Annotated in this window: 17 protein-coding genes; 9 read left to right on the forward strand and 8 right to left on the reverse strand. The window is 70.8% G+C overall.

The window, feature by feature from the left end; all coding sequences use genetic code 11:
- Window positions 1-9: 9 nt before the first annotated feature.
- Window positions 10-1,290 (forward strand): crotonyl-CoA carboxylase/reductase, encoded by a 1,281-nt coding sequence (gene ccrA, locus OG302_RS38080; RefSeq protein WP_371531072.1) that lies wholly within the window; start codon window positions 10-12, stop codon window positions 1,288-1,290.
- A 58-nt stretch (window positions 1,291-1,348) separates the two neighbouring features.
- Here the strand turns inward: ccrA and OG302_RS38085 are convergent, their stop codons facing one another.
- From OG302_RS38085 to OG302_RS38095, 3 genes are all read right to left on the reverse strand, one after another.
- Complete coding sequence (locus tag OG302_RS38085; RefSeq protein WP_371531074.1) at window positions 1,349-1,783, reverse strand: hypothetical protein; 435 nt, start codon at window positions 1,781-1,783, stop codon at window positions 1,349-1,351.
- Complete coding sequence (locus OG302_RS38090; protein ID WP_371531076.1) at window positions 1,780-3,111, reverse strand: hypothetical protein; 1,332 nt, start codon at window positions 3,109-3,111, stop codon at window positions 1,780-1,782. The genes OG302_RS38085 and OG302_RS38090 overlap by 4 nt, the downstream gene beginning before the upstream one ends.
- Before the next feature lie 102 nt (window positions 3,112-3,213).
- The gene (locus OG302_RS38095; protein WP_371531078.1) at window positions 3,214-5,214 is read right to left on the reverse strand and encodes an AAA family ATPase; all 2,001 of its coding nucleotides are present in this window, start codon (window positions 5,212-5,214) and stop codon (window positions 3,214-3,216) included.
- Between the two features lie 303 nt (window positions 5,215-5,517).
- Between OG302_RS38095 and OG302_RS38100 the strand changes: the two genes are divergently transcribed.
- Both OG302_RS38100 and OG302_RS38105 read left to right on the forward strand, forming a co-directional pair.
- Window positions 5,518-7,224 (forward strand): ABC transporter ATP-binding protein, encoded by a 1,707-nt coding sequence (locus tag OG302_RS38100; protein WP_371750357.1) that lies wholly within the window; start codon window positions 5,518-5,520, stop codon window positions 7,222-7,224.
- Window positions 7,225-7,284: 60 nt separating this feature from the next.
- A complete protein-coding gene (locus OG302_RS38105; RefSeq protein ID WP_371531080.1) occupies window positions 7,285-7,836 on the forward strand; it encodes a DinB family protein in 552 nt (183 codons plus the stop codon).
- Between the two features lie 11 nt (window positions 7,837-7,847).
- On the opposite strand, the gene OG302_RS38110 is transcribed toward OG302_RS38105, so the two are convergent.
- Window positions 7,848-8,513 (reverse strand): TetR/AcrR family transcriptional regulator, encoded by a 666-nt coding sequence (locus tag OG302_RS38110; RefSeq protein WP_371531082.1) that lies wholly within the window; start codon window positions 8,511-8,513, stop codon window positions 7,848-7,850.
- A gap of 132 nt (window positions 8,514-8,645) precedes the next feature.
- On the opposite strand from OG302_RS38110, the gene OG302_RS38115 reads away from it, so the two are divergent.
- Together OG302_RS38115 and OG302_RS38120 are read left to right on the forward strand one after the other, a co-directional pair.
- Entirely contained in the window at window positions 8,646-9,206 is a 561-nt protein-coding gene (locus tag OG302_RS38115; protein ID WP_371531084.1) for an NAD(P)H-dependent oxidoreductase, read from the forward strand.
- A gap of 167 nt (window positions 9,207-9,373) precedes the next feature.
- Window positions 9,374-9,835 (forward strand): SRPBCC family protein, encoded by a 462-nt coding sequence (locus OG302_RS38120; RefSeq protein ID WP_371531086.1) that lies wholly within the window; start codon window positions 9,374-9,376, stop codon window positions 9,833-9,835.
- 5 nt (window positions 9,836-9,840) lie between these two features.
- On the opposite strand, the gene OG302_RS38125 is transcribed toward OG302_RS38120, so the two are convergent.
- The 3 genes from OG302_RS38125 to OG302_RS38135 all read right to left on the reverse strand — a co-directional run bounded on the left by OG302_RS38125 (window position 9,841) and on the right by OG302_RS38135 (window position 13,194).
- Window positions 9,841-10,530: a YoaK family protein gene (locus OG302_RS38125; RefSeq protein ID WP_371531088.1), complete on the reverse strand. Its 690-nt coding sequence runs from the start codon at window positions 10,528-10,530 to the stop codon at window positions 9,841-9,843.
- Window positions 10,531-10,603: 73 nt separating this feature from the next.
- A complete protein-coding gene (locus tag OG302_RS38130) occupies window positions 10,604-12,196 on the reverse strand; it encodes a carboxylesterase/lipase family protein (protein WP_371531090.1) in 1,593 nt (530 codons plus the stop codon).
- Window positions 12,193-13,194, reverse strand: coding sequence for an MBL fold metallo-hydrolase (locus OG302_RS38135; RefSeq protein WP_371750358.1), 1,002 nt, complete (start codon window positions 13,192-13,194; stop codon window positions 12,193-12,195). The genes OG302_RS38130 and OG302_RS38135 overlap by 4 nt, the downstream gene beginning before the upstream one ends.
- A gap of 211 nt (window positions 13,195-13,405) precedes the next feature.
- Here OG302_RS38135 and OG302_RS38140 point away from each other — a divergent pair, with 211 nt between their 5' ends.
- Window positions 13,406-14,320, forward strand: coding sequence for a helix-turn-helix transcriptional regulator (locus OG302_RS38140; RefSeq protein ID WP_371531092.1), 915 nt, complete (start codon window positions 13,406-13,408; stop codon window positions 14,318-14,320).
- Here OG302_RS38140 and OG302_RS38145 read toward each other — a convergent pair.
- Window positions 14,317-15,630, reverse strand: coding sequence for an ROK family protein (locus OG302_RS38145; RefSeq protein ID WP_371531094.1), 1,314 nt, complete (start codon window positions 15,628-15,630; stop codon window positions 14,317-14,319). The genes OG302_RS38140 and OG302_RS38145 overlap by 4 nt on opposite strands.
- 188 nt (window positions 15,631-15,818) lie before the next feature.
- Between OG302_RS38145 and OG302_RS38150 the strand changes: the two genes are divergently transcribed.
- The 3 genes from OG302_RS38150 to OG302_RS38160 all read left to right on the forward strand — a co-directional run bounded on the left by OG302_RS38150 (window position 15,819) and on the right by OG302_RS38160 (window position 19,067).
- Window positions 15,819-17,138: a sugar ABC transporter substrate-binding protein gene (locus OG302_RS38150; RefSeq protein WP_371531096.1), complete on the forward strand. Its 1,320-nt coding sequence runs from the start codon at window positions 15,819-15,821 to the stop codon at window positions 17,136-17,138.
- A gap of 62 nt (window positions 17,139-17,200) precedes the next feature.
- On the forward strand, window positions 17,201-18,178 hold the full coding sequence (locus tag OG302_RS38155) for a carbohydrate ABC transporter permease (protein WP_371750359.1): 978 nt from the start codon (window positions 17,201-17,203) through the stop codon (window positions 18,176-18,178).
- Window positions 18,171-19,067, forward strand: coding sequence for a carbohydrate ABC transporter permease (locus OG302_RS38160; protein ID WP_371531098.1), 897 nt, complete (start codon window positions 18,171-18,173; stop codon window positions 19,065-19,067). The genes OG302_RS38155 and OG302_RS38160 overlap by 8 nt, the downstream gene beginning before the upstream one ends.
- The last annotated feature ends 14 nt before the right edge of the window (window positions 19,068-19,081 follow it).

Genomic DNA, 19,081 nt, shown 5'->3' on the forward strand with positions numbered 1-19,081 from the left:
AGGAACCGCATGGATGTGCTCGCAGAGGCAGTCGTCGCGGGAGCCGGCGCGGACGACCTGCGCCGACTTCCCGTACCCGCCGAATTCACCGCCGCGCATCTGCGGAGGGAGGATGCGGAGAGTTTCAGGGGGGTGGCGGACAAAGATGTCCGGAAGACACTTCACGTCGGCTCCGTGCCGATGCCCGAACTCGCTCCCGACGAAGTCCTGGTGGCCGTCATGGCGAGCGGGATCAATTACAACACCGTGTGGTCGGCGATGTTCGAGCCGTTATCCACGTTCTCCTTTCTGCGGCATTTCGGTGCGAAAGGAGGATGGGCCGCGCGGCACGACCAGCCGTATCACGTGGTGGGTTCGGACGCCGCCGGAGTCGTCGTCCGTACGGGAGCCGGGGTACGCCGCTGGAACATCGGCGACGAGGTCGTGGTCACCCCCGCCCACGTCGACGACGAGGAACCGGCGACCCACGCCGACGGCATGCTCGGCGACGGCCAGCTCGCCTGGGGTTTCGAGACCAACTTCGGCGGCCTCGCCCACTACTGCGTGGCCCGCGCCAGCCAGCTCCTGCGCAAGTCGGACCGGCTGACCTGGGAGGAGGCAGCCGCCAACCCGCTCTGCGCGGGCACCGCCTACCGCATGCTGGTCAGCGACCGCGGCGCCCGGATGACCCAGGGCGACATCGTGCTGATCTGGGGCGCGGCGGGCGGCCTTGGCGCGTACGCCGCGCAGCTCGTCCGCAACGGCGGCGGCATCGCGGTGGGCGTGGTCGGCAGCGAGGAGAAGGCCGAGCGTGCCCGTGCCTTCGGCTGCCACGCGGTGATCAACCGCGCGGAGATCGGGCTGACCGGCACCGCTCCGGCCGACCCGGCGGCGGTCGGCAAACGGCTCGGCAAGCGGATCCGTGCCGAGGTGGGGGAGGACCCGCACATCGTGTTCGAGCACGTCGGCCGGGCGACCTTCGGGGTCTCCGTCTTCGTGGTCCGCCGCGGCGGCGCCGTCGTCACCTGCGGATCGAGCACCGGCTATCTCCACGAGTTCGACAACCGCTACCTCTGGATGCGTCTCAAGCGCGTCATCGGCAGCCACGGGGCCAACCTCCAGGAACAGGCCGCGGTGGCCCGCCTCCTCGACCTCGGGCACATCCGGCCCGCCCTGTCGGTGACGTACGACCTCCAGGACACCGCCGAAGCCGCCCGCCTCGTCCAGGCCAACCGCCACACGGGAAAGGTCGGCGTGCTCGCGCTCGCGCCGACGACCGGCCTCGGGAAGAGGATCGCGGCCCCGGCATGACACGAGGTGGGCCCTCCCGCTCGACGGAAGGGCCCACCTCTTGTGCGTGCGTCCGTGCTCAGCGCACCGTCACATAGACGACGGGCGAGACGGCGCCGCCGCCGACGATGCGCAGGGAGTTGCGTCCCTTCCAGCCGAGCTTGACCCGCATGTTGTACGCCCCGTTGCGCGCGGTGTACACCGACGCGGGCAGTGACACCCAGCGCTTGCCCTGCTTCTGCTGCAGCGTGACGCGTGTACCTGCCCGCATGTGGCGGGCGACTCCGTAGACGTGGAAGTCCTGCCACGCCCGCACGCTGCTCACGGTCGACTTCGCCGTCAGCGTCGGACGAGGGGCCGCGGTCTGAGCCATGCCGGGCTCGTGCGAGGTGTGCGGGCTCACTGCGCCGGCACCGGCCGCCGCGGGGCCCGTCAGAACGGCGAGGGCCGCGATGCCCGCCACCGACACGTACTTCATCGACGCGTACTTCAGCTTCAACCGGTTACCGGTCAACGTCCTGTCTCCATCTCTCTGTTGTTTCCTCGCTCGGTCGCTCTGCCGAGAAAGCTTTTCCAGCCGCCCGGGGGCCGCTCGCCGACCTCGAGCCGGCGCAGCCTGGCGAGGACCTTCGGGTCCTGGACGTCGAGCCAGTCGACGAACTGCCGGAAGGACACGAGGCGCACGTCCTTCTTGCCTGCCATTCGCCGCAGGGCCGCCTCGACGGCGTCCATATAGATGCCGCCGTTCCACTCCTCGAAGTGGTTGCCGATGAAGAAGGGGGCGCGGTTCGTCTCATAAGCTCGCCGGAAACCGGCCAGGTACGACTGGGTCGCCTGCGCGCGCCAGCCGGGATAGCGGTACGAGGGGGCCCGTGTCGCATTCTTCGACCGGTTGGCCAGGACGTTGTAGTCCATCGACAGGACCTCGAAACGGTGTCCGGGGAACGGGATCTGCTGGAGCGGCAGATCCCACACCCCGAGGCGTTTCTCCGGCCACCGCTGTGTTCCGCCGGGTGACGAGGAGTCGTAGCGCCAGCCCCGCTCGCGGGCGACGGGCAGCAGATTGTTCTGGCCGAGGAGACAGGGCGTGCGCCCGCCGACGAGTTCCTTGTCGTAGTCGAAAGGCAGCGACGCCAGATCGGTCCAGCCGGTGTTCGTGCGCCATTCCTTGACGAACGAGGTGGTCTGGTCGATCTCACTGTGCCATTGCGCGGGCGTCCAATGGGCGACGCTTCCGCTGCCGGTGCAGAAGTGTCCGTTGAAGTGCGTGCCGATCTCATGGCCATCGAGCCAGGCCTGGCGCACGTACTTCAGCGTCTCTCTGATGTGACCGTCGGTCAGATAGCCGATGTCGGAGGCACCTACGGCGTTGTTCGGCGGTTCGTAGAGCCGTTTCTTCGATTCGGGCAGGAGATAAAGACCCGACAGGAAGAACGTCATCCGTGCGTCGTGGTCCTCGGCCAGCTTGAGGAAACGCGGGAAGAGACCGTTGCCGACCTCGCCCGCACCGTCCCAGGAGAAGATCACGAACTGCGGGGGCGTCTCACCCGGCTCCAGGGGGACGGGCGTGGCGGGCTGGTTCGGCTGCTTCCCCGTGTACGCGGTCGAGCCATCGCCGATCGGCTTCGCGGGGCTCTCGTTCCGCTGCGCGCCGTGCCCGCCGCCGCCCTCTCCCTCAGGTCCGTCCCCGTGCTGATGTCCGCCCCCGTGCGTTCGTCCGGACGGAGACGCGGAGGTCGAATCCCCGGAACCCCGCTCCTTCGCACCACACCCGGCGAGACCCACGCCCGCCGTCACCGCAAGTCCCAGCCCCAGCGCGCGCCTTCGGCCGACCGAGTGCATGCCCGCTCCGTTCGCTCGCTTCCTGGTCGAACCATGTGTAGACCGCGGAAAGATGAACGAATCAGATGATTAAGGTCTTTTACGTAATTTGACCCGAGTGCCTCAAGTCCCCGGCGGGTCCCACCCGTACGGAGGGGTCCACTCGACTCCGCCGAACGCGGGGCCCTGTTCGATCGCGGTGATCAGCCGGTGGACCGAGTCGGCGCCGAGCGGACCGGCCACCGAGACGACCCCGGCGAGCGCCTTGTGCGCGCGGCGCCACGCCCGGCTGCGCCGACCGCGCAGATGCTCGACGAGGGCGTGCGCGTACTGCGTCATGGAGCGCGTCCATATGTCGTGCCGCGTCTGTGTGCCGGCCGACGCGCGGCGGACACTGTGCAGTGCGTCGGCCGGGCGGACGCGTACCTGCGCCACGGCGAGCTCGGCCCAGCTGACCGCTGCGGGCGGGCCGTGGTCGGCGTGGGTGGGGACGGTGTGGGCGGCTTCCCGCAGATGTTCGATGGCGCGCTCCGTCTCGCCGTTGCGCAGCGCGATGACGCCTTGTACGTGGGCGACCCTGCCGATGGTCGCGTCGTCCCCGGAGAGGACGGCCACGCGCCAGGCCTGACCGAGAAGTTCCTCGGCCTCCGGCGCGCCGGTGCACGCCGCGAGCCAGCCGGCCAGCCACAGGGCCTGCCCGCAGCCCAGGGTGTCCGCGCGGCCGAGCGGCAGCAGCCGCCGCAGATGCTCGCGCCCCTCGGCGGCGTGTCCGCACACCGCCCACCAGAACCACAGGTCCACGACCATGCCGAGGGCCGTCGCACTCTGGTCGGCGGTGTGCGGGCCCCGCTCCAGGGCGGCCCGCAGGTCCGGCTCCTCGTCGCGCAGCAGCAGGGTCGCCTGCTCGTGCCGCCCGGTGCTCCACAACTGGTGGGCTTTGGAGGCGACGGTGCGGTACCAGGTGAGGTGGCGGGTGGCCGCCGCTGCGGACTCGCCCGCGGATTCCAGGCGTTCGGCTCCGAAGCCGCGGGCCGCAGCGGGCAGCCGGTAGCGGGGCTGCAGCACGCCGCCGGGGTCACGCACCGGTTCGAGCACCGAAGCCAGGACGAGTCGTGCCAGGCAGGACGCCACGCGCGCGGGGTCGAGTCCGCCGCCGGCGCACACGTGGACGGCGGCGTCCTCGTCGAACTCGCCCGCGAAGACGCTGAGCCGCGCCCAGACGCTGCGCTCGTCCTGCCCGCACAGCGCGTAACTCGCGCCCACGGCGGCCCGTAAGGACCGGTGCCGCCGCAAGGGTGCCTCCGGTCTGCCGAGCCACCCCTGGGTGGGCCGCAGCATCCGCGCGAGCTGCGCGGGCGGATGCTGGGCGGTCTGCGCCGCCGCGAGCTCCACCGCGAGCGGTACGCCTTCCAACTGGGCGCAGATGTCTCTCACGGCGCGCAGTTCAGCTGCGTCCGTGCGCGTGTCCTCCCCGCGCCGGAGGCCGCGCGCCCGCTCCATGAAGAGCTGTACCGCGGGCCCTGGATCCTCCTCCGTCCCCGGAGCGTCGACGGGGAGCGGCCCGAGATGCAGCACCAACTCCTGGCCGAGGCCCAGCGGTTGCCGCCCCGTGGCGAGAATGCGCACGCCCGGCGCGTGCAGCAGCAGCAACTGCACCAGGCGTACACACTCGTCCCGTACGGGGTCGAAGTCATCGAGAACCACGAGCACGCGGCGTCCCCGAAGCCGCCGAACAAGCTCCGCCTCACCGCCACCATCCAGCTCCCCACCGCTGCCCGCACCTACGGCCAGGGGCGGCCCCTGCTCACCCCCGCCCCCTGAAAGCGCACCCAGCTCACCCCCGCCCGCCCCCACTCCCGTCTCCCCGTCCATCGCCTCGACCACCGCCCGCGCCACCGACTGCCCCCGCGCGGAACCTCCGTCCCACCACCGCACGATGACCACGCCGTCCGTCAGCTGGCTGCCCATCGCCGTCGCGGCGTGGGCCGCGAGGGTGCTCTTGCCTACGCCCGCGCCTCCCGTCACCGTCACCAGCCTGCTCTGGGCCAGCAGACGGCGGAGTCTCGACAGTTCCTCGGCCCGGCCCATCAGGCCACCCCCGCGCACACGCACTCGCCCCGTCATCCCCTTCACGCTCGGGCCCTTCCATGCCGCGAGCCCTGCCGCCCGCCCCACGCCACACTGCCGTGCAGAATCGTCACTGCACTGAATTCGACAGATCTTCTAACTCCGCGTCCCGATCTGGGTTACGGGGCGAAGGACCGGTCGGTCGGGCGGATCAGTCAGGCAGATCAGTCAGGCAGATCAGCCGTCACCGGCGTCCTGTTCGACGTGACCAAGAACGCGCCGGAGCAAGCCGCCCACGAGAGACCGACGTCAGAGAGACCGGGGCAGGAGCGGCTCTCCGCCGGCGAGACGTGGCGGGCGCTGTACCGCTACTTCCGCCCGCACCGCTGGGTCGTCGCGCTCGGCGCCCTCTGCACGCTGATCGGCGCGGCGACCGGCCTCGCCCAGCCGCTCGCCGCGAAGGCCCTGGTGGACCGGCTCGGCAGCGACGACTCGATCGCCGGGATCATCCTGCTGCTCTCCGCGCTGGTGGTGCTCGGCACCGCCATCGAGTCCGTCGGCGCGTACATCCTCGAACGCACCGCCGAATCCGTGGTGCTCACGGCCCGGCGCACCCTGATAGGGCGGCTGCTGCGGCTGCGCATACCGGAGGTGGAGCGCACCCAGCCCGGCGATCTGATGTCCCGGATCACCTCGGACACGACACTGCTGCGCGCGGTCACCACACAGTCCGTGGTGTCCGCCGTCGCGGGCGGACTCACCTTCGTCGCGACGATCGTGATGATGGGCCTGATGGACGTCGTCCTGCTCGGCGTCACCCTCGGTGTGATCGTGCTCATCGGCGGCGTCGTGGCCCTGGTGATGCCGAAGATCGCGCGGGCGACGGAGCGGGCCCAGGAGGCGGTCGGCACGATCTCGACCGCGTTGGAGCGGGCGTTCGGCGCGTTCCGCACCCTCAAGGCGTCGGGCGCCGAGGAGCGCGAGACCGCCGCGGTGCGGGCCGCCGCGCAGGAGGCCTGGCGACACGGCGTGCGGTCCGCCAAGTGGCAGGCGGTGGCCTGGAGTTCGGTCGGATTCGCGGTGCAGGTCTCGTTCCTCGCCGTCCTCGGCATCGGCGGCGCCCGCGTCGCGTCCGGCGCCATCTCCGTCTCGACGCTCGTGGCCTTCCTGCTCTTCCTCTTCTACCTGATCGACCCGGTGTCCCGCCTAGTCGAGGGCGTCTCGCAGTATCAGGTCGGCTCGGCGGCCATCGCGCGGATCGTACGGGCCGAACGCCTGGAGACGGAGGACGTCACCGACCCCGCCTCGCCCGCCGGGCGGCACGGTCCCGCCGCCGTGGTCTTCGATGACGTGACCTTCCGCTACCGGGACACCCTTCCGTACGTCCACCACGGCGTGAGCTTCGACATCCCGGGCCCCGGCATGACCGCCTTCGTCGGCCCGTCGGGCGCGGGCAAGACCACCGTCTTCGGGCTGCTGGAGCGGTTCTACGACGCCACGGGCGGCCGGGTCCTCGTCGACGGCCGCGACGTCCGCGAGTGGCCGCTCGCCGAACTGCGCTCCGTCATCGGCTATGTGGAGCAGGACGCGCCCGTCCTCGCCGGCACCCTGCGCGAGAACCTCCTCTTCGGGGCGCCCGGCGCGACCGGCGACGAGATACGGGACGTGCTCGTACGCGCCCGCCTCGACACCCTCGTCGACCGTCTCCCCGAGGGTCTGGAGACCCTGGTCGGTCACCGCGGCTCCCAGCTGTCCGGCGGCGAACGCCAACGCGTGGCGATCGCGAGGGCGCTCCTGCGCAAGCCACGCCTCCTGCTCCTGGACGAGGCGACCTCGCAGCTCGACGCGGTGAACGAACTGGCCCTGCGCGACGTGGTCGCAGAGATCGCCCGGGACGTGACGGTCCTCGTGGTGGCGCACCGCCTTTCGACGGTGACGCTGGCCGACCGGATCGTGGTGATGGACGCGGGGCGGGTCCGTGCGTCCGGCACCCATGCGGAGCTGGTGGCGGCCGACCCGCTGTACGGGGAGCTGGCGGCGACGCAGTTCCTGGCGACGTCGGCGTGATCGCCCGCCCCGCCGAAAATGGCTGGCCGCGGACATGACACGCGGGGTTGGATGGTGGACATGACCAGCGGACGCAGGCGCGCGGAACTGTTCGTGGACGAAGAGCGGGACGGCCGGCTCGCCGGGCGCACCACCGGCGACGAACGAGGCATGCTCGTCGACTTCCTCGCGGCCCAGCGCACGACGCTCGAACTGAAGTGTGCTGGCCTGGAAGCCGAGTTGGCCCTGCGGTCCGTGGCACCCTCCACGCTCTCGCTGCTCGGCCTCGTCCGGCACCTCGCCGATGTGGAGCGCCGCTGGTTCCGGCAGGTGCTTGCCGGTCAGGACGCGCCGCTCCTCTTCGGCTCCGACACGCACCCCGACCAGGACTTCGACGGCGCCGTCCCGGACCCGGCCGTCATCGCCGCCGCGTGGCAGGCCTGGCGCTCGGAGGTGGCGTTCGCCGACCGCTTCGTGGCGGACGCACCCGACCTCGACATCGAGGGCGCCGATGGGTGGCGCGGCACGGTGTCGCTGCGCTGGGTCCTCATCCACATGATCGAGGAGTACGCCCGGCACAACGGCCACGCCGACCTGCTCCGTGAGCGGATCGACGGCGCGATCGGCGTTTGATGGCGCGCGTGTCAGGCCGGTGAGGGAGGCCGTGTCATCAGCCGGGTCACGAGGTCGTGCCACGCGGCGTCCAGGCGCTCCAGCGGGATGCCGCGCTCGACGGTCAGGTGGTGCACGAGCACGCTGTCGATGGATCCGAGCAGCGTGTGCGCGAGGAGCTCGGCATCGCCCGCGACGCCCGCCTGGCGCAGCAGCATCGTCACGTGCGTGACCCGCAGCCGGTTGGCCGGGACGGCGTAGGTGCGCAGCGGATCGGTCCGCGAGGACAGGATCAGTTCATGGTGGTCGCGTTCGTGACGGACGAGCGCGGGCCCGAACGCGTGCAGGCGTTCCAGGGGCGGGGCGCCGGGTCCCAGTGGCGCCGGGCCCGAGAGGAAGGCGGCCTGGAGCTGCTGCTCGCGGTGGTCGAGCAGGGCGACGAGGAGCCCGGTGCGGTCGCCGAAGCGCCGGAAGACGGTCCCCTTGCCGACCCCGGCAGCGGTGGCCACCGCGTCCATGGTCAGATGGGCGGCTCCGCATCCCGCCATCAACTGCGAGGCGGCCTCCAGGAGCCGGGTGCGGTTGCGCGCGGCATCGGCCCTGAGCGACGGCGGTTCGCCGGCCGGGGTGAGGGTGAGCCCGCTCGCCTCGCCCGGTTTCTCGGGCGAGGGGAGGGGCTGGGGAGCGGAGCCGGTCATGAATGCAGCGTAACGCTTCGAGCAGATAAGTGGACCGCGGTCCGGATGGGTGGTACAAATTTAAACGGACCCCGGTCCGCTTGATTCGTATCCCGTATGTGAGTTCCGTCCGCACTTTTCAGGAGTCCCGCCATGTCTGTACGTATCGTCGCTCTCGTCGGCAGCCTCCGCGCCGGCTCGCACAACCGTCAGCTCGCCGAGGCCGCCGCCAAGCACGCGCCCGCGGGTGTGGACGTCGAGCTGTTCGAGGGTCTTGCGGACGTGCCCTTCTACAACGAGGACATCGACGTCGAGGGCGGCGTCCCGGCCGCCGCGGCCCGTCTGCGCGAGGTCGCCGGTGACGCCGACGCCTTCCTTCTCTTCTCGCCCGAGTACAACGGCACCATGCCCGCCGTGCTCAAGAACGCGATCGACTGGCTGTCCCGCCCATACGGCGCCGGTGCGCTCTCCGGCAAGCCGGTCGCCGTCGTCGGCACCGCCTTCGGCCAGTACGGCGGCGTGTGGGCGCAGGATGACGCCCGCAAGGCCGCGGGCATCGCCGGTGCCGTGGTCGTCGAGGACGTCAAGCTGTCCATCCCCGCCTCCCTGACGCGCTTCGCCGAGCTCCACCCGGCCGACGACACCGAAGTCGTCACGGCCCTCACCGAGGTCGTCTCCCGCCTCACCGAGCAGGCCACGCCCGCCGCTGCCTGACGCTTCCGCGAGGCCCGGACCGTCCGGGCCGGGACCGCTCCACCGGCCGGCCGCACTCCGTGCGAGCCGGCCGCCGCGGTTTCCGGCCGTCCACTTGCGCCTTCCGGGCGAGGACAGCACCGCTGTGCGGCGGCGCGTGGAGGGGGCGTCGTCCTAGATTGGTTCTCATGTACTCGACACAGGTGTCCGGGCATGTGAACGCCCCCCGCGAGGCCGTCTATCGGGCACTTCTCGACGCGGACGCGATCGCTCGATGGCGCGTCCCGGACGGCATGAGCGGTCATGTGCACGCCTTCGACGCCCGTGAAGGCGGCCGGTTCCGTGTCTCGCTCACCTACGACGGCGAGTCGGGCACCGGCAAGTCGGCCTCGCACACCGACACGTACCACGGCCACTTCGCGAAGCTCGTACCGAACGAGCAGGTGGTGGAGGTGCTCGCCTTCGAGACCGAGGATCCTGCCCTTGGCGGCACCATGAAGATGACGACCACGCTCACTGACGCGGACGGCGGAACCGATGTCCTGATCGTGCACGAAGGGCTCCCCGACAGCGTGCCCGCCGCCGACAACGAGACGGGGACGCGCATGGCCCTGGCGAACCTCGCCCGGCTGGTCGAGGACGCGGAGTAGACGGCTCAGCTCGCACGCGGAGCCGTCGCGCCGGGCAGGGCCGCCGCCAGGGTGACGGCGGTGAGCAGCACTAGCGCGGGCGCCAGCGCGGCGGAAGTGCCGTAGTGGAGCTGGAGCAGCCCGCCCGCGAGGGCCCCGGCGAACATCGCGGCGACGGACACGGACCTGCGGACGGATGCCGGGCCGAGCCAGTCGGAGGCCAGACCGGTCAGGGTGCGCGTGAGGACGGTGGTGGTCAGGTCGGGCACGGCGAGCTTGCCGACCACGGCGTTCTGCAGGCCCATGCCGAGCGCGAGCAGGACGATCAGGACGTGCCTGGCATCGACGGCGAGGTCGAGCAGCAGGGCCGCCGCCACCAGCGCGGCGTGCGCCCCGACGAGCAGCGCGAACAGCCGCAGCGGCCGCGCGACCCGTGGCGCGATCCGCCCGCCCAGCCACGCACCGGCCACGAACGCCCCGGCCGCCAGGAGCGACGCGGTCGCCGAGAGCTGGACGTCACCGGCGAGCGCGAAGCCCAGGAAGACCACATTGCCTGTCATGTTGGCGACGAAGACGCGGTCGAGGCCGAGATAGCTGACGGCGTCGACGAGCCCCGTGACGAAGGTCAGCACGACGAGCAGCGGGGGCAGCACGCCGTGGTGGCCCTCGGTGTCGGGAAAGAGGAAGGCGGCGGCCCGGTCGAGCAATGAGTTCATATCGCTTCTTCGGCAGGCGACGCCCACCGCCCGACCCGCGTCCGCCCACGACGCCCCCGCCTACACTCACCGATCACCGCATCCAGGCCCTGCGCACGTCGCCGCGCAGGTCCTCGTGCACCGTCCAGCGACGGTCGATGACCGTGGTGACCCGGCGCCGGGTGTCGTACCGCGCCCAGCCGGGGTCACCGGTGCGGGCGAAGCGGATCCACGCGGCGTGCATGCGGGGAGCCAGGTCGGGCGGAGGGCTGCCGGGGCCGAGCAGTGCGCCGGGGCCGCGCAGCCGGGCCGGGTCGAGACCGAAGACGAAGGGGAGTTCCATCGTGTGGGTGGCGCCGAGCAGCCCGTCGAACGCGCCGGAGCGCCAGTCGAACCGATAGCTGTACGTGGCGCCGGACGACCGCTCGGCGTGAGCGTCGGCCAGCGCCCAACTCCCCTTGCCGAACAGCGCGTCGCCCATGACGGCGGAGCGCAGCTCTCCGGGGGTGGCCCCGGGGAGGGCCCCGCGGTACGTGTCGACGAGCAAGTCCGGTTCGGGGTGCGAGCGTTCGGCCGCGGCCCGGACGTCGGCTGCCGTCGAGGCGGCATGTGCGCCGGAGGGGACGAGGTAGAGGTTGCCTTCCTCGGCGTTGGTGCCGATGAGGAGATCGATGCCGGTGCCGCCGGCCCCGGCCGCGACGGCATCGGCGGGCTGGCGGTCCGCGACCACGCTGAAGGGACTGAGCCCGACCAGCGGGTCGTACGCGGTCGCGGTCCGCAGGTCGATCCCGCCGAGCCGGGCCGTGGCCTCGACCAGGCGCGCTTCGGGGACGGCCGCGAAGGCGTCGGCACGCGGCGCGGTGCCCAGGGCGTCCGCTGCCGCCTTCGTCACGCGGGCGGCCTGTTCGGGCGAGAAGGCGCCCAGGCCGCTGCCGCTCTGCACGATGGCCCGCCGTACGAGGCGCCTGCTCTCCGGCGCGGCGATGACGGCACCGGTGAGGGTCGCCCCGGCGGACTGGCCGAACAGCGTGACCAGGCCGGGGTCGCCTCCGAACGCGGCGATGTTCTCCCGTACCCAGCGCAGGGCGGCGATGACGTCGAGGAGGCCACGGTTGCGCGGCGCTCCGGGGAGGTCGAGGAAACCGCTGATCCCGAGGCGGTAGTTGACGGTCACCAGGACGACGCCGCCGCGCGCGAAGGCGGTGCCGTCGTACAGGCTCGCCCTGGTCGATCCCGCCACGAAGCCTCCGCCGTGCACGAAGACCATGACCGGCAGTGCGGCGTGACGCCCGTCGAGGTCCTGAACCCCGCTGTGGCTTGCGGGGGCGGGGCGGTCGGGCGTCCATACGTCGAGGGTGAGGTAGTCCTCCCCGGGGATCCAACCGGGGCCGAAGTAGGGCGACATGTCGATGCCGCCCAGGTTCCGCTCGGCCTGCGGCGCGGTCGGCCCGGCCGCCGTCGCATCCCGGACGCCCTGCCACGGGGCGTGCGGCTGCGGCGCGGCGAAGCGCCCGGTGCGGGCCGGGGGCGCGGCGTACGGGATGCCGCGGAAGACCGCGAAGCCCTCGTGCCGGGCGCCGGCGACGACTCCCTGGGCGGTGGTCACGGTGCGGGTTCCGGTGGGGGTGGCGGTGCGGGTTCCGGTAGGGGTGGCGGAGGAAGTTCCTGGAGGGTGCTCTGTGCTCATGCCGTCGTCACCTGTCCCTCGTGCGCCACGGGGTGCGCATGCCCCTCGTACCCCTGATGCCGCTCGTGTCCCTCCTCCGTCTCCGGCTCCGGGCGGGCGTAAGGAGTGAAGGGCGCCCACCCCTTGATGGCGAACGCGTTGCCCGAGCGCTCGACCTCGGCGGCGCCGTGGCCTCCCAGGTGAGCGGGAACGACGAGCGCGTTGTGGTCCGCGGCCCAGCCCAGGATTCGGCGGCGCGTGGCACGGGCTTCGACGGGGTCCTCGCAGAAGCAGCTGTTGTGGTCCGGATCGACGAGCTGGACGGGACTGTGCAGCAGATCGCCGACGAGGACCGCGCGGTCCGTCCCGCTGACGAGGGTGAGAACGCTCGATCCCGGGGTGTGCCCGGGGGCCGCGTCGAGGCGCAGGTTGGCGTCGATCCGGTGGCCGCCCTCCCATAGGTGCACCTGTCCCGCGCGGTGCACGGGGGCGACACTGTCCTCGAAGACGTTCTGGTTGCCGCGGCCGAGCAGCGGCTGGTGGCCGTTCTCGGGATTCCAGAAGTCGTAGTCGTCCCTGGGCATCAGATAGGTGGCGTTCGGGAAGGTGGGGACCCAACTCCTGCCGTCCAGGCGGGTGTTCCAGCCGACGTGGTCGACGTGCAGATGAGTGTTGATCACGAGGTCGACGTCCTCGGGGGCGACGCCTGCCCGTGCCAGACCGCCCAGGAAGTCGGTGCGCAGGTGGCTCCACACCGGGGAGTACGGGCGCTCCTTGTGGTTGCCGACGCCGGTGTCGACGAGGATGTTCCTCCCCTCGCTGCGCAGCAGCCAGCTCTGGACCGCGGAGTTGACGATGTTCGTTTGCGGGTCGAGGAAGTGGGGCGCGTGCCAGGCGGCGTCGTCGCGCCAGGCATCCTCCGCGACGGTGGGGAGAAACTGCTCGGGCGTCATGTCGACGGGGCCGTAGTACTCCTTGACGCGGGTGACGGTGACGTCTCCGAGTCGAACCTCCTCGATCCGCTCTGTCTGCTCTGTCTGCTCGGTCTGGTCGGTCCGCGTGAGGCCGTCCACGTGTTTCATCTGTTCCATCGGGGTGCTCCATGCCGGGGCGTAAAGGGCTTCGGATCACCACCACCGTCGCCGTGTCCGCGCAGGTCAGCCAGACCCGCCGCTGCCTACCCCGGACAGGGTCAGGCTGGCGTCCACGGGCCGGTGCAGACTGGGGGACATGAGTGAACGAGGCCGGCTCGGCGACTTCCTGTACGCGCGACGTGGCCAGCTGCGGCCCGCGGACGTCGGCCTGAAGGACTACGGCGACCGGCGCCGCGTGGCAGGCCTGCGCAGGGAAGAACTCGCGCTGCTCGCGGGGGTCAGCGCCTCCTACTACACGAGGCTGGAGCAGGGCCAGTCGGTGGGGGCGTCCCCGGAGATCCTGGATGCCGTCGCGCGGGCCCTCTGCCTCGACGAGGCGGAACGCAGGCATCTGCACGATCTCGCCGACGCCGGCAGGAGGCGTGCCCCGGCGCGTCGGCCGCGGGCCGAGCAGGCCGGCACCACCACGCTCCATCTGCTCAGCACCCTGGAGAATGTTCCGGCGCTGGTCAGCGGCCGGCGCACCGACGTTCTCGCCTGGAACCGGCTGGGCCATGCCCTGTTCGCGGCGCACGTAAGCCCCGACAGCCCGCAGCGGGCGGCCGAGCGCCCCAACCTCGCCAGGATGCTCTTCCTGGACCCCCATACCCGCGCGTTGTACGCCGACTGGACGGCGAAGGCCAAGGCCATCGTCGAGAATCTGCGGATGGTCGCGGGGCGCCACCCCGACGACACGCTGCTGACCTCGCTCATCGGCGAACTCACCGTGAAGAGCACCGAGTTCGCCGCCATGTGGACCGGCCACCGGGTCAACCCCTACGCATTCGCCCGTTACGAGATGCGCCACCCCCTCGTCGGCACGCTCACGGTCACCCAGCAGAGCCTCAGCCTCCCCCAGGCGGAGGACCAGCACCTGGTGCTCGCCGTCACCGAGCCCGGCTCATCGTCAAGGGAAGCCGTGACCCTCCTCGGCCAGGCCGCGACCGCCGCCGACCGGCCGCGTGACGCGAGCCGCGCAAGCGCCGCCCCCACCCCGCAAGCGCACCTCTAGGAAGGCTGCCGCCCCTCCAACGCGGTCTGCCACCCAGGAAGTTCGGCTTCGCGCACCTGCGCGGCGCGCCGCCCGCCCCGCGCGAAGAAGTCGGCCAGCGGCAGCGTCGCGGCGCCCACCGTCACCGCGTCCGGCCCGAGGCGCCCCAGGCCGATGGTGACCCGCCCAGCCGGGTACGATAGGGCGTAGGTGGGGATGTGGCGCTTCACCGCGGTCAGGAAGCGCTGCCCGAGCTGGAGCCCCGCCCAGCCGCCGACGAGGATCCGCTCCGGCTGGAAGAGGTTGATCAGGTCGGAGAGGCCCGCGCCCAGGTACTCGGCGGTCTCCTCGAGCACCGCGAGGGCCGTCGGATCGGCCGCGCCGCCGCCCTGAGGGTAGGCGGCGTCGAGCATGGCGGTGAGCGCGCTCTCCTCGTCGGTGTCGCCGGGGGCCCCGGGCGGGCGCCCGCCCGCCTCCCGCCACCGTTCGAGCAGCGCCTCCGCCCCCGCGTACGCCTCCAGGCACCCCAGTGACCCGCACCGGCACCGTCTGCCCTGCACCCGCACGGTGAGGTGGCCCCATTCGAGGGCCCGGCCCTGCTCCAGGTCCTCGGTGACGACGCACGCGCCGACACCCGAGCCGAACAGGACCACCACCGCGTTGCGCGTCCCGCGCCCCGCGCCGAACCACATCTCCGCCTGACCGAGCGTCTTGGCCCCGTTGTCGATGAAGTACGGTACGGACGCCGGGAGTTGGGCAAGCCCCCGACCCGTCTCCCGCAGCAGTGATTCCAGCGGGACCGCGTTCCAGCCGATGGTCTGGCCGTGCACGACGGCACCGAGTTCGCCGTCGCGCGCGACGATTCCGGGCACGCCGATCCCGACCCCGAGGAGTTCCTCCTCAGCGGCGCCCGCGGCGCCGAGCACTTCGCCGATCCCGTCGCGGATGAGCTCCGCGATGCCGCCGACGTCATGACCCTTCAGCGTCAACGGCCGCTCCGCGCGCGCGAGTTCGGACAAGGAGAGGTCGAACAGCTCGACGCGTACGCGGGTCTCGCCCACGTCCACCCCGATCAGCTGACCGCGGCCGGGCGCGACCCGCAGCAGCGTGCGAGGGCGCCCGCCGTCGGACTCCACGCTGCCCGCCTCCTCCACCCACCCCTCCGTCACCAGCTCGGCCACGACATTGCTGATGGAACCTGAACTCAGCCCGGTGGCGGGGCCGAGAGCGAAGCGGCTCATCGGTCCCTCGAAGTACAACCGCTGCAGTACGGCGGCGCGGTTCTCCCGCCGCAGGTCGTGCACCGTACGCCCGTTGCGCTGCCCAGCCATGTGGTTCCTTCCGGCCTGCTCTGCCTCGAAGTTGGTTCTGTGCGACCCCTTGACGGTATCTTCCCCGCCGGTTTAACTCACGTCCTAAATTAAGTCATGAGGTCATTCAGGAGTTGAACGCGGCGCTGTCTCCAGCCGGCGCTGAGCCATCCGACCCATGACTCCCTCCGGAAGGGATACCTGGAGCCATGCGCAGATTCCGAGCCGCCGCCGTCGGTGCCGCCACCCTCTCGCTCGCCCTCACCGCCTCCGCCTGTGGCGGCGGTTCGACGACGGGCGGTGGGGGGTCCAACGACTCGCCGAAGACGCTGACCTACTGGGCGTCGAACCAAGGCCCCAACGTCGAGGCGGACAAGAAGATCCTCAGGCCCGAACTCGACAAGTTCGAGAAGAAGACGGGCATCAAGGTGAAGCTCGAGGTCGTCCCGTGGTCGGAGCTGCTCAACAGGATCCTGACCGCGACGACGTCGGGCCAGGGACCCGACGTCCTGAACATCGGCAACACCTGGAGCGCGTCGCTCCAGGCCAGCGGAGCCCTGCTGCCCTGGGACGAGAAGAACTTCGCCAAGATCGGCGGCAAGGACCGCTTCGTGGAGTCCGCGCTCGGCTCGGCCGGGGCGGCGGACAAGGACCCGGCCGCCGTGCCGCTGTACTCCATGGCGTACGCCCTCTACTACAACAAAAAGATGTTCAAGGAGGCCGGCGTGGACAAGCCGCCCGCCACCTGGGACGAGCTGGTCGAGGACGGCAAGAAGATCTCCAAGGGCGGCAAGTGGGCCCTCGGCGCGGAGGGGGCGAACCTCTCCAACAACATCCACCAGATCTTCGCCCTCGGAAAGCAGCACGGCGCCGACTTCTTCACCGAGGACGGCAAGGCCGACTTCACCTCCGACGGCGCGGTCGCGGCCGTGAAGCAGTACGTCGACATGATGGGCAAGGACAAGATCATCGCTCCGGGCAACGCCGAGTACGCCCAGAACCAGTCCCTGAGCGACTTCGCCAAGGACAAGACGGCGATGGTGCTGTGGCAGGCCGCGGCCACCACCTTCAAGTCACAGGGCATGAGCGACGACGAGTGGGGCGTGGCGCCCGTGCCCGTCGCATCCGGTGCGCCGGGTCAGGGCAAGGCCACCAACTCGATGGTCGCCGGCATCAACATGGCCGTCTTCAAGAACACCAAGAACATCGACGGCTCGCTGAAGTTCGTGAAGTTCATGACGAGCGACGCCGAGCAGAAGATCCTCTGCGAGTCCTACGGCTCCGTGCCGCCCGTCAAGGCCGCGCAGGATGACCCGGCGTTCGACCGCCCCGAGCTGAAGGTCCTGCGCGACACCCTCGCCAAGAGCGCCGCGCCGCTGCCCCAGGTCGCCAACGAGTCGCAGTTCGAGACCGCGGTCGGCACCGCCGTCAAGAACCTCTTCGCGAACGCCGCCGCGGGCCGTGAGGTGACCACCGCGTCGGTGAAGGCCGAACTGGTCAAGGCTCAGCAGCAGATGTCCAAGCAGTGAGCGACACGTCCGTGACCACTCCCACCACACCGACCACGCCGAGCACCCCGACCACGACCACCGTGCAGGGTGGCAAGGAGCCGTCCGGGGCCGCCCGGGAACCGGGGCGCGGCCCGCGCCGCCGTCCCGGACGGCTCCGCCGCATCGGCCTCCCGTACCTCCTGCTGCTCCCCGCCCTCCTCCTCGAACTCCTCGTGCATCTGCTGCCGATCGTCGTCGGCATCTCGATGAGCTTCAAGGAGCTCACCCAGTTCTTCATCCGCGACTGGGGCGCCGCGCCCTGGTCGGGCCTGGACAACTACAAGGTGTCGGTGGACTTCGACGCGCCGGTGGGCGAGGCGCTGCTGCACTCGTTCCTCGTCACCTGCGCGTTCACGGTGCTCTCGGTCGGCCTGTGCTGGCTGATCGGGACGACCGCCGCGATCTATCTGCAGGAGGCCTTCAAGGGAAGGGGCTTCCTCCGGGCGCTCTTCCTGATCCCCTACGCACTGCCCGTGTACGCGGCGGTGATCACCTGGGGCTTCATGTTCCAGCGCGACAACGGCCTCATCAACCATGTGCTGCACGACCAGTTGGGCCTCACCGACAGCGCGCCGTTCTGGCTCATCGGCGACAACAGCTTCTTCGCGCTGCTCACCGTGTCGGTCTGGAAGGGCTGGCCGTTCGCCTTCCTCATCATGATGGCGGGGCTGCAGAACATCCCCAGGGAGATGTACGAGGCGGCGGCGCTCGACGGCGCCGGCGTGTGGCAGCAGATCCGCCGCATCACGCTGCCGTCCCTGAAGTCCGTCAACCAGGTGCTCGTGCTCGTCCTGTTCCTCTGGACGTTCAACGACTTCAACACGCCGTACGTCCTGTTCGGCAGATCGGCGCCCGAGGCAGCGGACCTGGTCTCGATCCACATCTACCAGTCCTCGTTCGTCACCTGGAACTTCGGCACCGGTTCCGCCATGTCCGTCCTGCTGCTCCTGTTCCTGCTCGCGGTGACGGGCGGCTATCTGTGGGTCACGTCGCGCGAGAGGAAGTCCGCTCATGTCTAGCGTCCGCATGGCCTCGCGGCCTCGCGGGGCCGCGAAGCCCCGGTCGCCGATGGCGGCACCCCGCTCGTTCCTCTGGTCGCGGCGGATCTTCCTCACCCTGCTCACGGGCTTCGTGCTCCTCCCGGTGTTCGTGATGGTGTCCAGCTCGCTCAAGCCCCTGGAGGACGTGTCGGGCAAGTTCCGCTGGATGCCGAGCGGGCTCACCATCCGCCCGTACATCGACATCTGGAAGACCGTCCCGCTGGCGAAGTACTTCATGAACTCGCTGGTCGTGGCGGGCGCGGCCACCGTCTGCTCGGTGGTGATCGCCGTCTTCGCGGCCTACGCGGTCAGCCGCTACCAGTTCCGCGGCAAGCGCGTCTTCACGGTGACGGTCCTGTCCACCCAGATGTTCCCCGGCATCCTGTTCCTGCTGCCGCTGTTCCTGATGTACGTCAACATCGGCAACGCCACCGGGATCGCCCTGTTCGGCTCGCGGGCCGGGCTCATCCTCACCTATCTGACCTTCTCGCTGCCCTTCTCCATCTGGATGCTGATCGGGTACTTCGACTCGGTGCCGCGCGATCTGGACGAGGCGGCGCTCGTCGACGGCTGCGGGCCCATCGGCGCGCTCTTCAGGGTCGTCGTCCCCGCCGCGATCCCCGGCATCGTCGCGGTGGCCGTCTACGCGTTCATGACCGCATGGGGAGAAGTGCTCTTCGCCTCCGTCATGACGAACGACGCCACCCGCACCCTCGCCATCGGCCTCCAGGGCTACTCCACCCAGAACGACGTCTACTGGAACCAGATCATGGCCGCCTCGCTGGTCGTGAGCGTGCCGGTGGTCGCGGGCTTCCTCCTGCTCCAGCGCTACCTGGTCGCCGGCCTCACCGCCGGAGCCGTCAAGTGACCCATCACCCCGCA

The organism is Streptomyces sp. NBC_01283, from assembly GCF_041435335.1.
Classification (GTDB): Bacteria; Actinomycetota; Actinomycetes; order Streptomycetales; family Streptomycetaceae; genus Streptomyces.

Excerpts from the sequence above, each read along its gene's own strand:
- OG302_RS38140 (WP_371531092.1), top strand. The coding sequence starts at position 13,406 with ATGAGTGAACGAGGCCGGCTCGGCGACTTCCTGTACGCGCGACGTGGC.
- OG302_RS38125 (WP_371531088.1), bottom strand. The coding sequence starts at position 10,530 with ATGAACTCATTGCTCGACCGGGCCGCCGCCTTCCTCTTTCCCGACACC.
- OG302_RS38160 (WP_371531098.1), top strand. The coding sequence starts at position 18,171 with ATGTCTAGCGTCCGCATGGCCTCGCGGCCTCGCGGGGCCGCGAAGCCC.
- OG302_RS38095 (WP_371531078.1), bottom strand. The coding sequence starts at position 5,214 with ATGACGGGGCGAGTGCGTGTGCGCGGGGGTGGCCTGATGGGCCGGGCC.
- OG302_RS38110 (WP_371531082.1), bottom strand. The coding sequence starts at position 8,513 with ATGACCGGCTCCGCTCCCCAGCCCCTCCCCTCGCCCGAGAAACCGGGC.
- OG302_RS38145 (WP_371531094.1), bottom strand. The coding sequence starts at position 15,630 with ATGGCTGGGCAGCGCAACGGGCGTACGGTGCACGACCTGCGGCGGGAG.
- OG302_RS38115 (WP_371531084.1), top strand. The coding sequence starts at position 8,646 with ATGTCTGTACGTATCGTCGCTCTCGTCGGCAGCCTCCGCGCCGGCTCG.
- OG302_RS38150 (WP_371531096.1), top strand. The coding sequence starts at position 15,819 with ATGCGCAGATTCCGAGCCGCCGCCGTCGGTGCCGCCACCCTCTCGCTC.
- ccrA (WP_371531072.1), top strand. The coding sequence starts at position 10 with ATGGATGTGCTCGCAGAGGCAGTCGTCGCGGGAGCCGGCGCGGACGAC.
- OG302_RS38090 (WP_371531076.1), bottom strand. The coding sequence starts at position 3,111 with ATGCACTCGGTCGGCCGAAGGCGCGCGCTGGGGCTGGGACTTGCGGTG.
- OG302_RS38130 (WP_371531090.1), bottom strand. The coding sequence starts at position 12,196 with ATGAGCACAGAGCACCCTCCAGGAACTTCCTCCGCCACCCCTACCGGA.
- OG302_RS38105 (WP_371531080.1), top strand. The coding sequence starts at position 7,285 with ATGACCAGCGGACGCAGGCGCGCGGAACTGTTCGTGGACGAAGAGCGG.
- OG302_RS38120 (WP_371531086.1), top strand. The coding sequence starts at position 9,374 with ATGTACTCGACACAGGTGTCCGGGCATGTGAACGCCCCCCGCGAGGCC.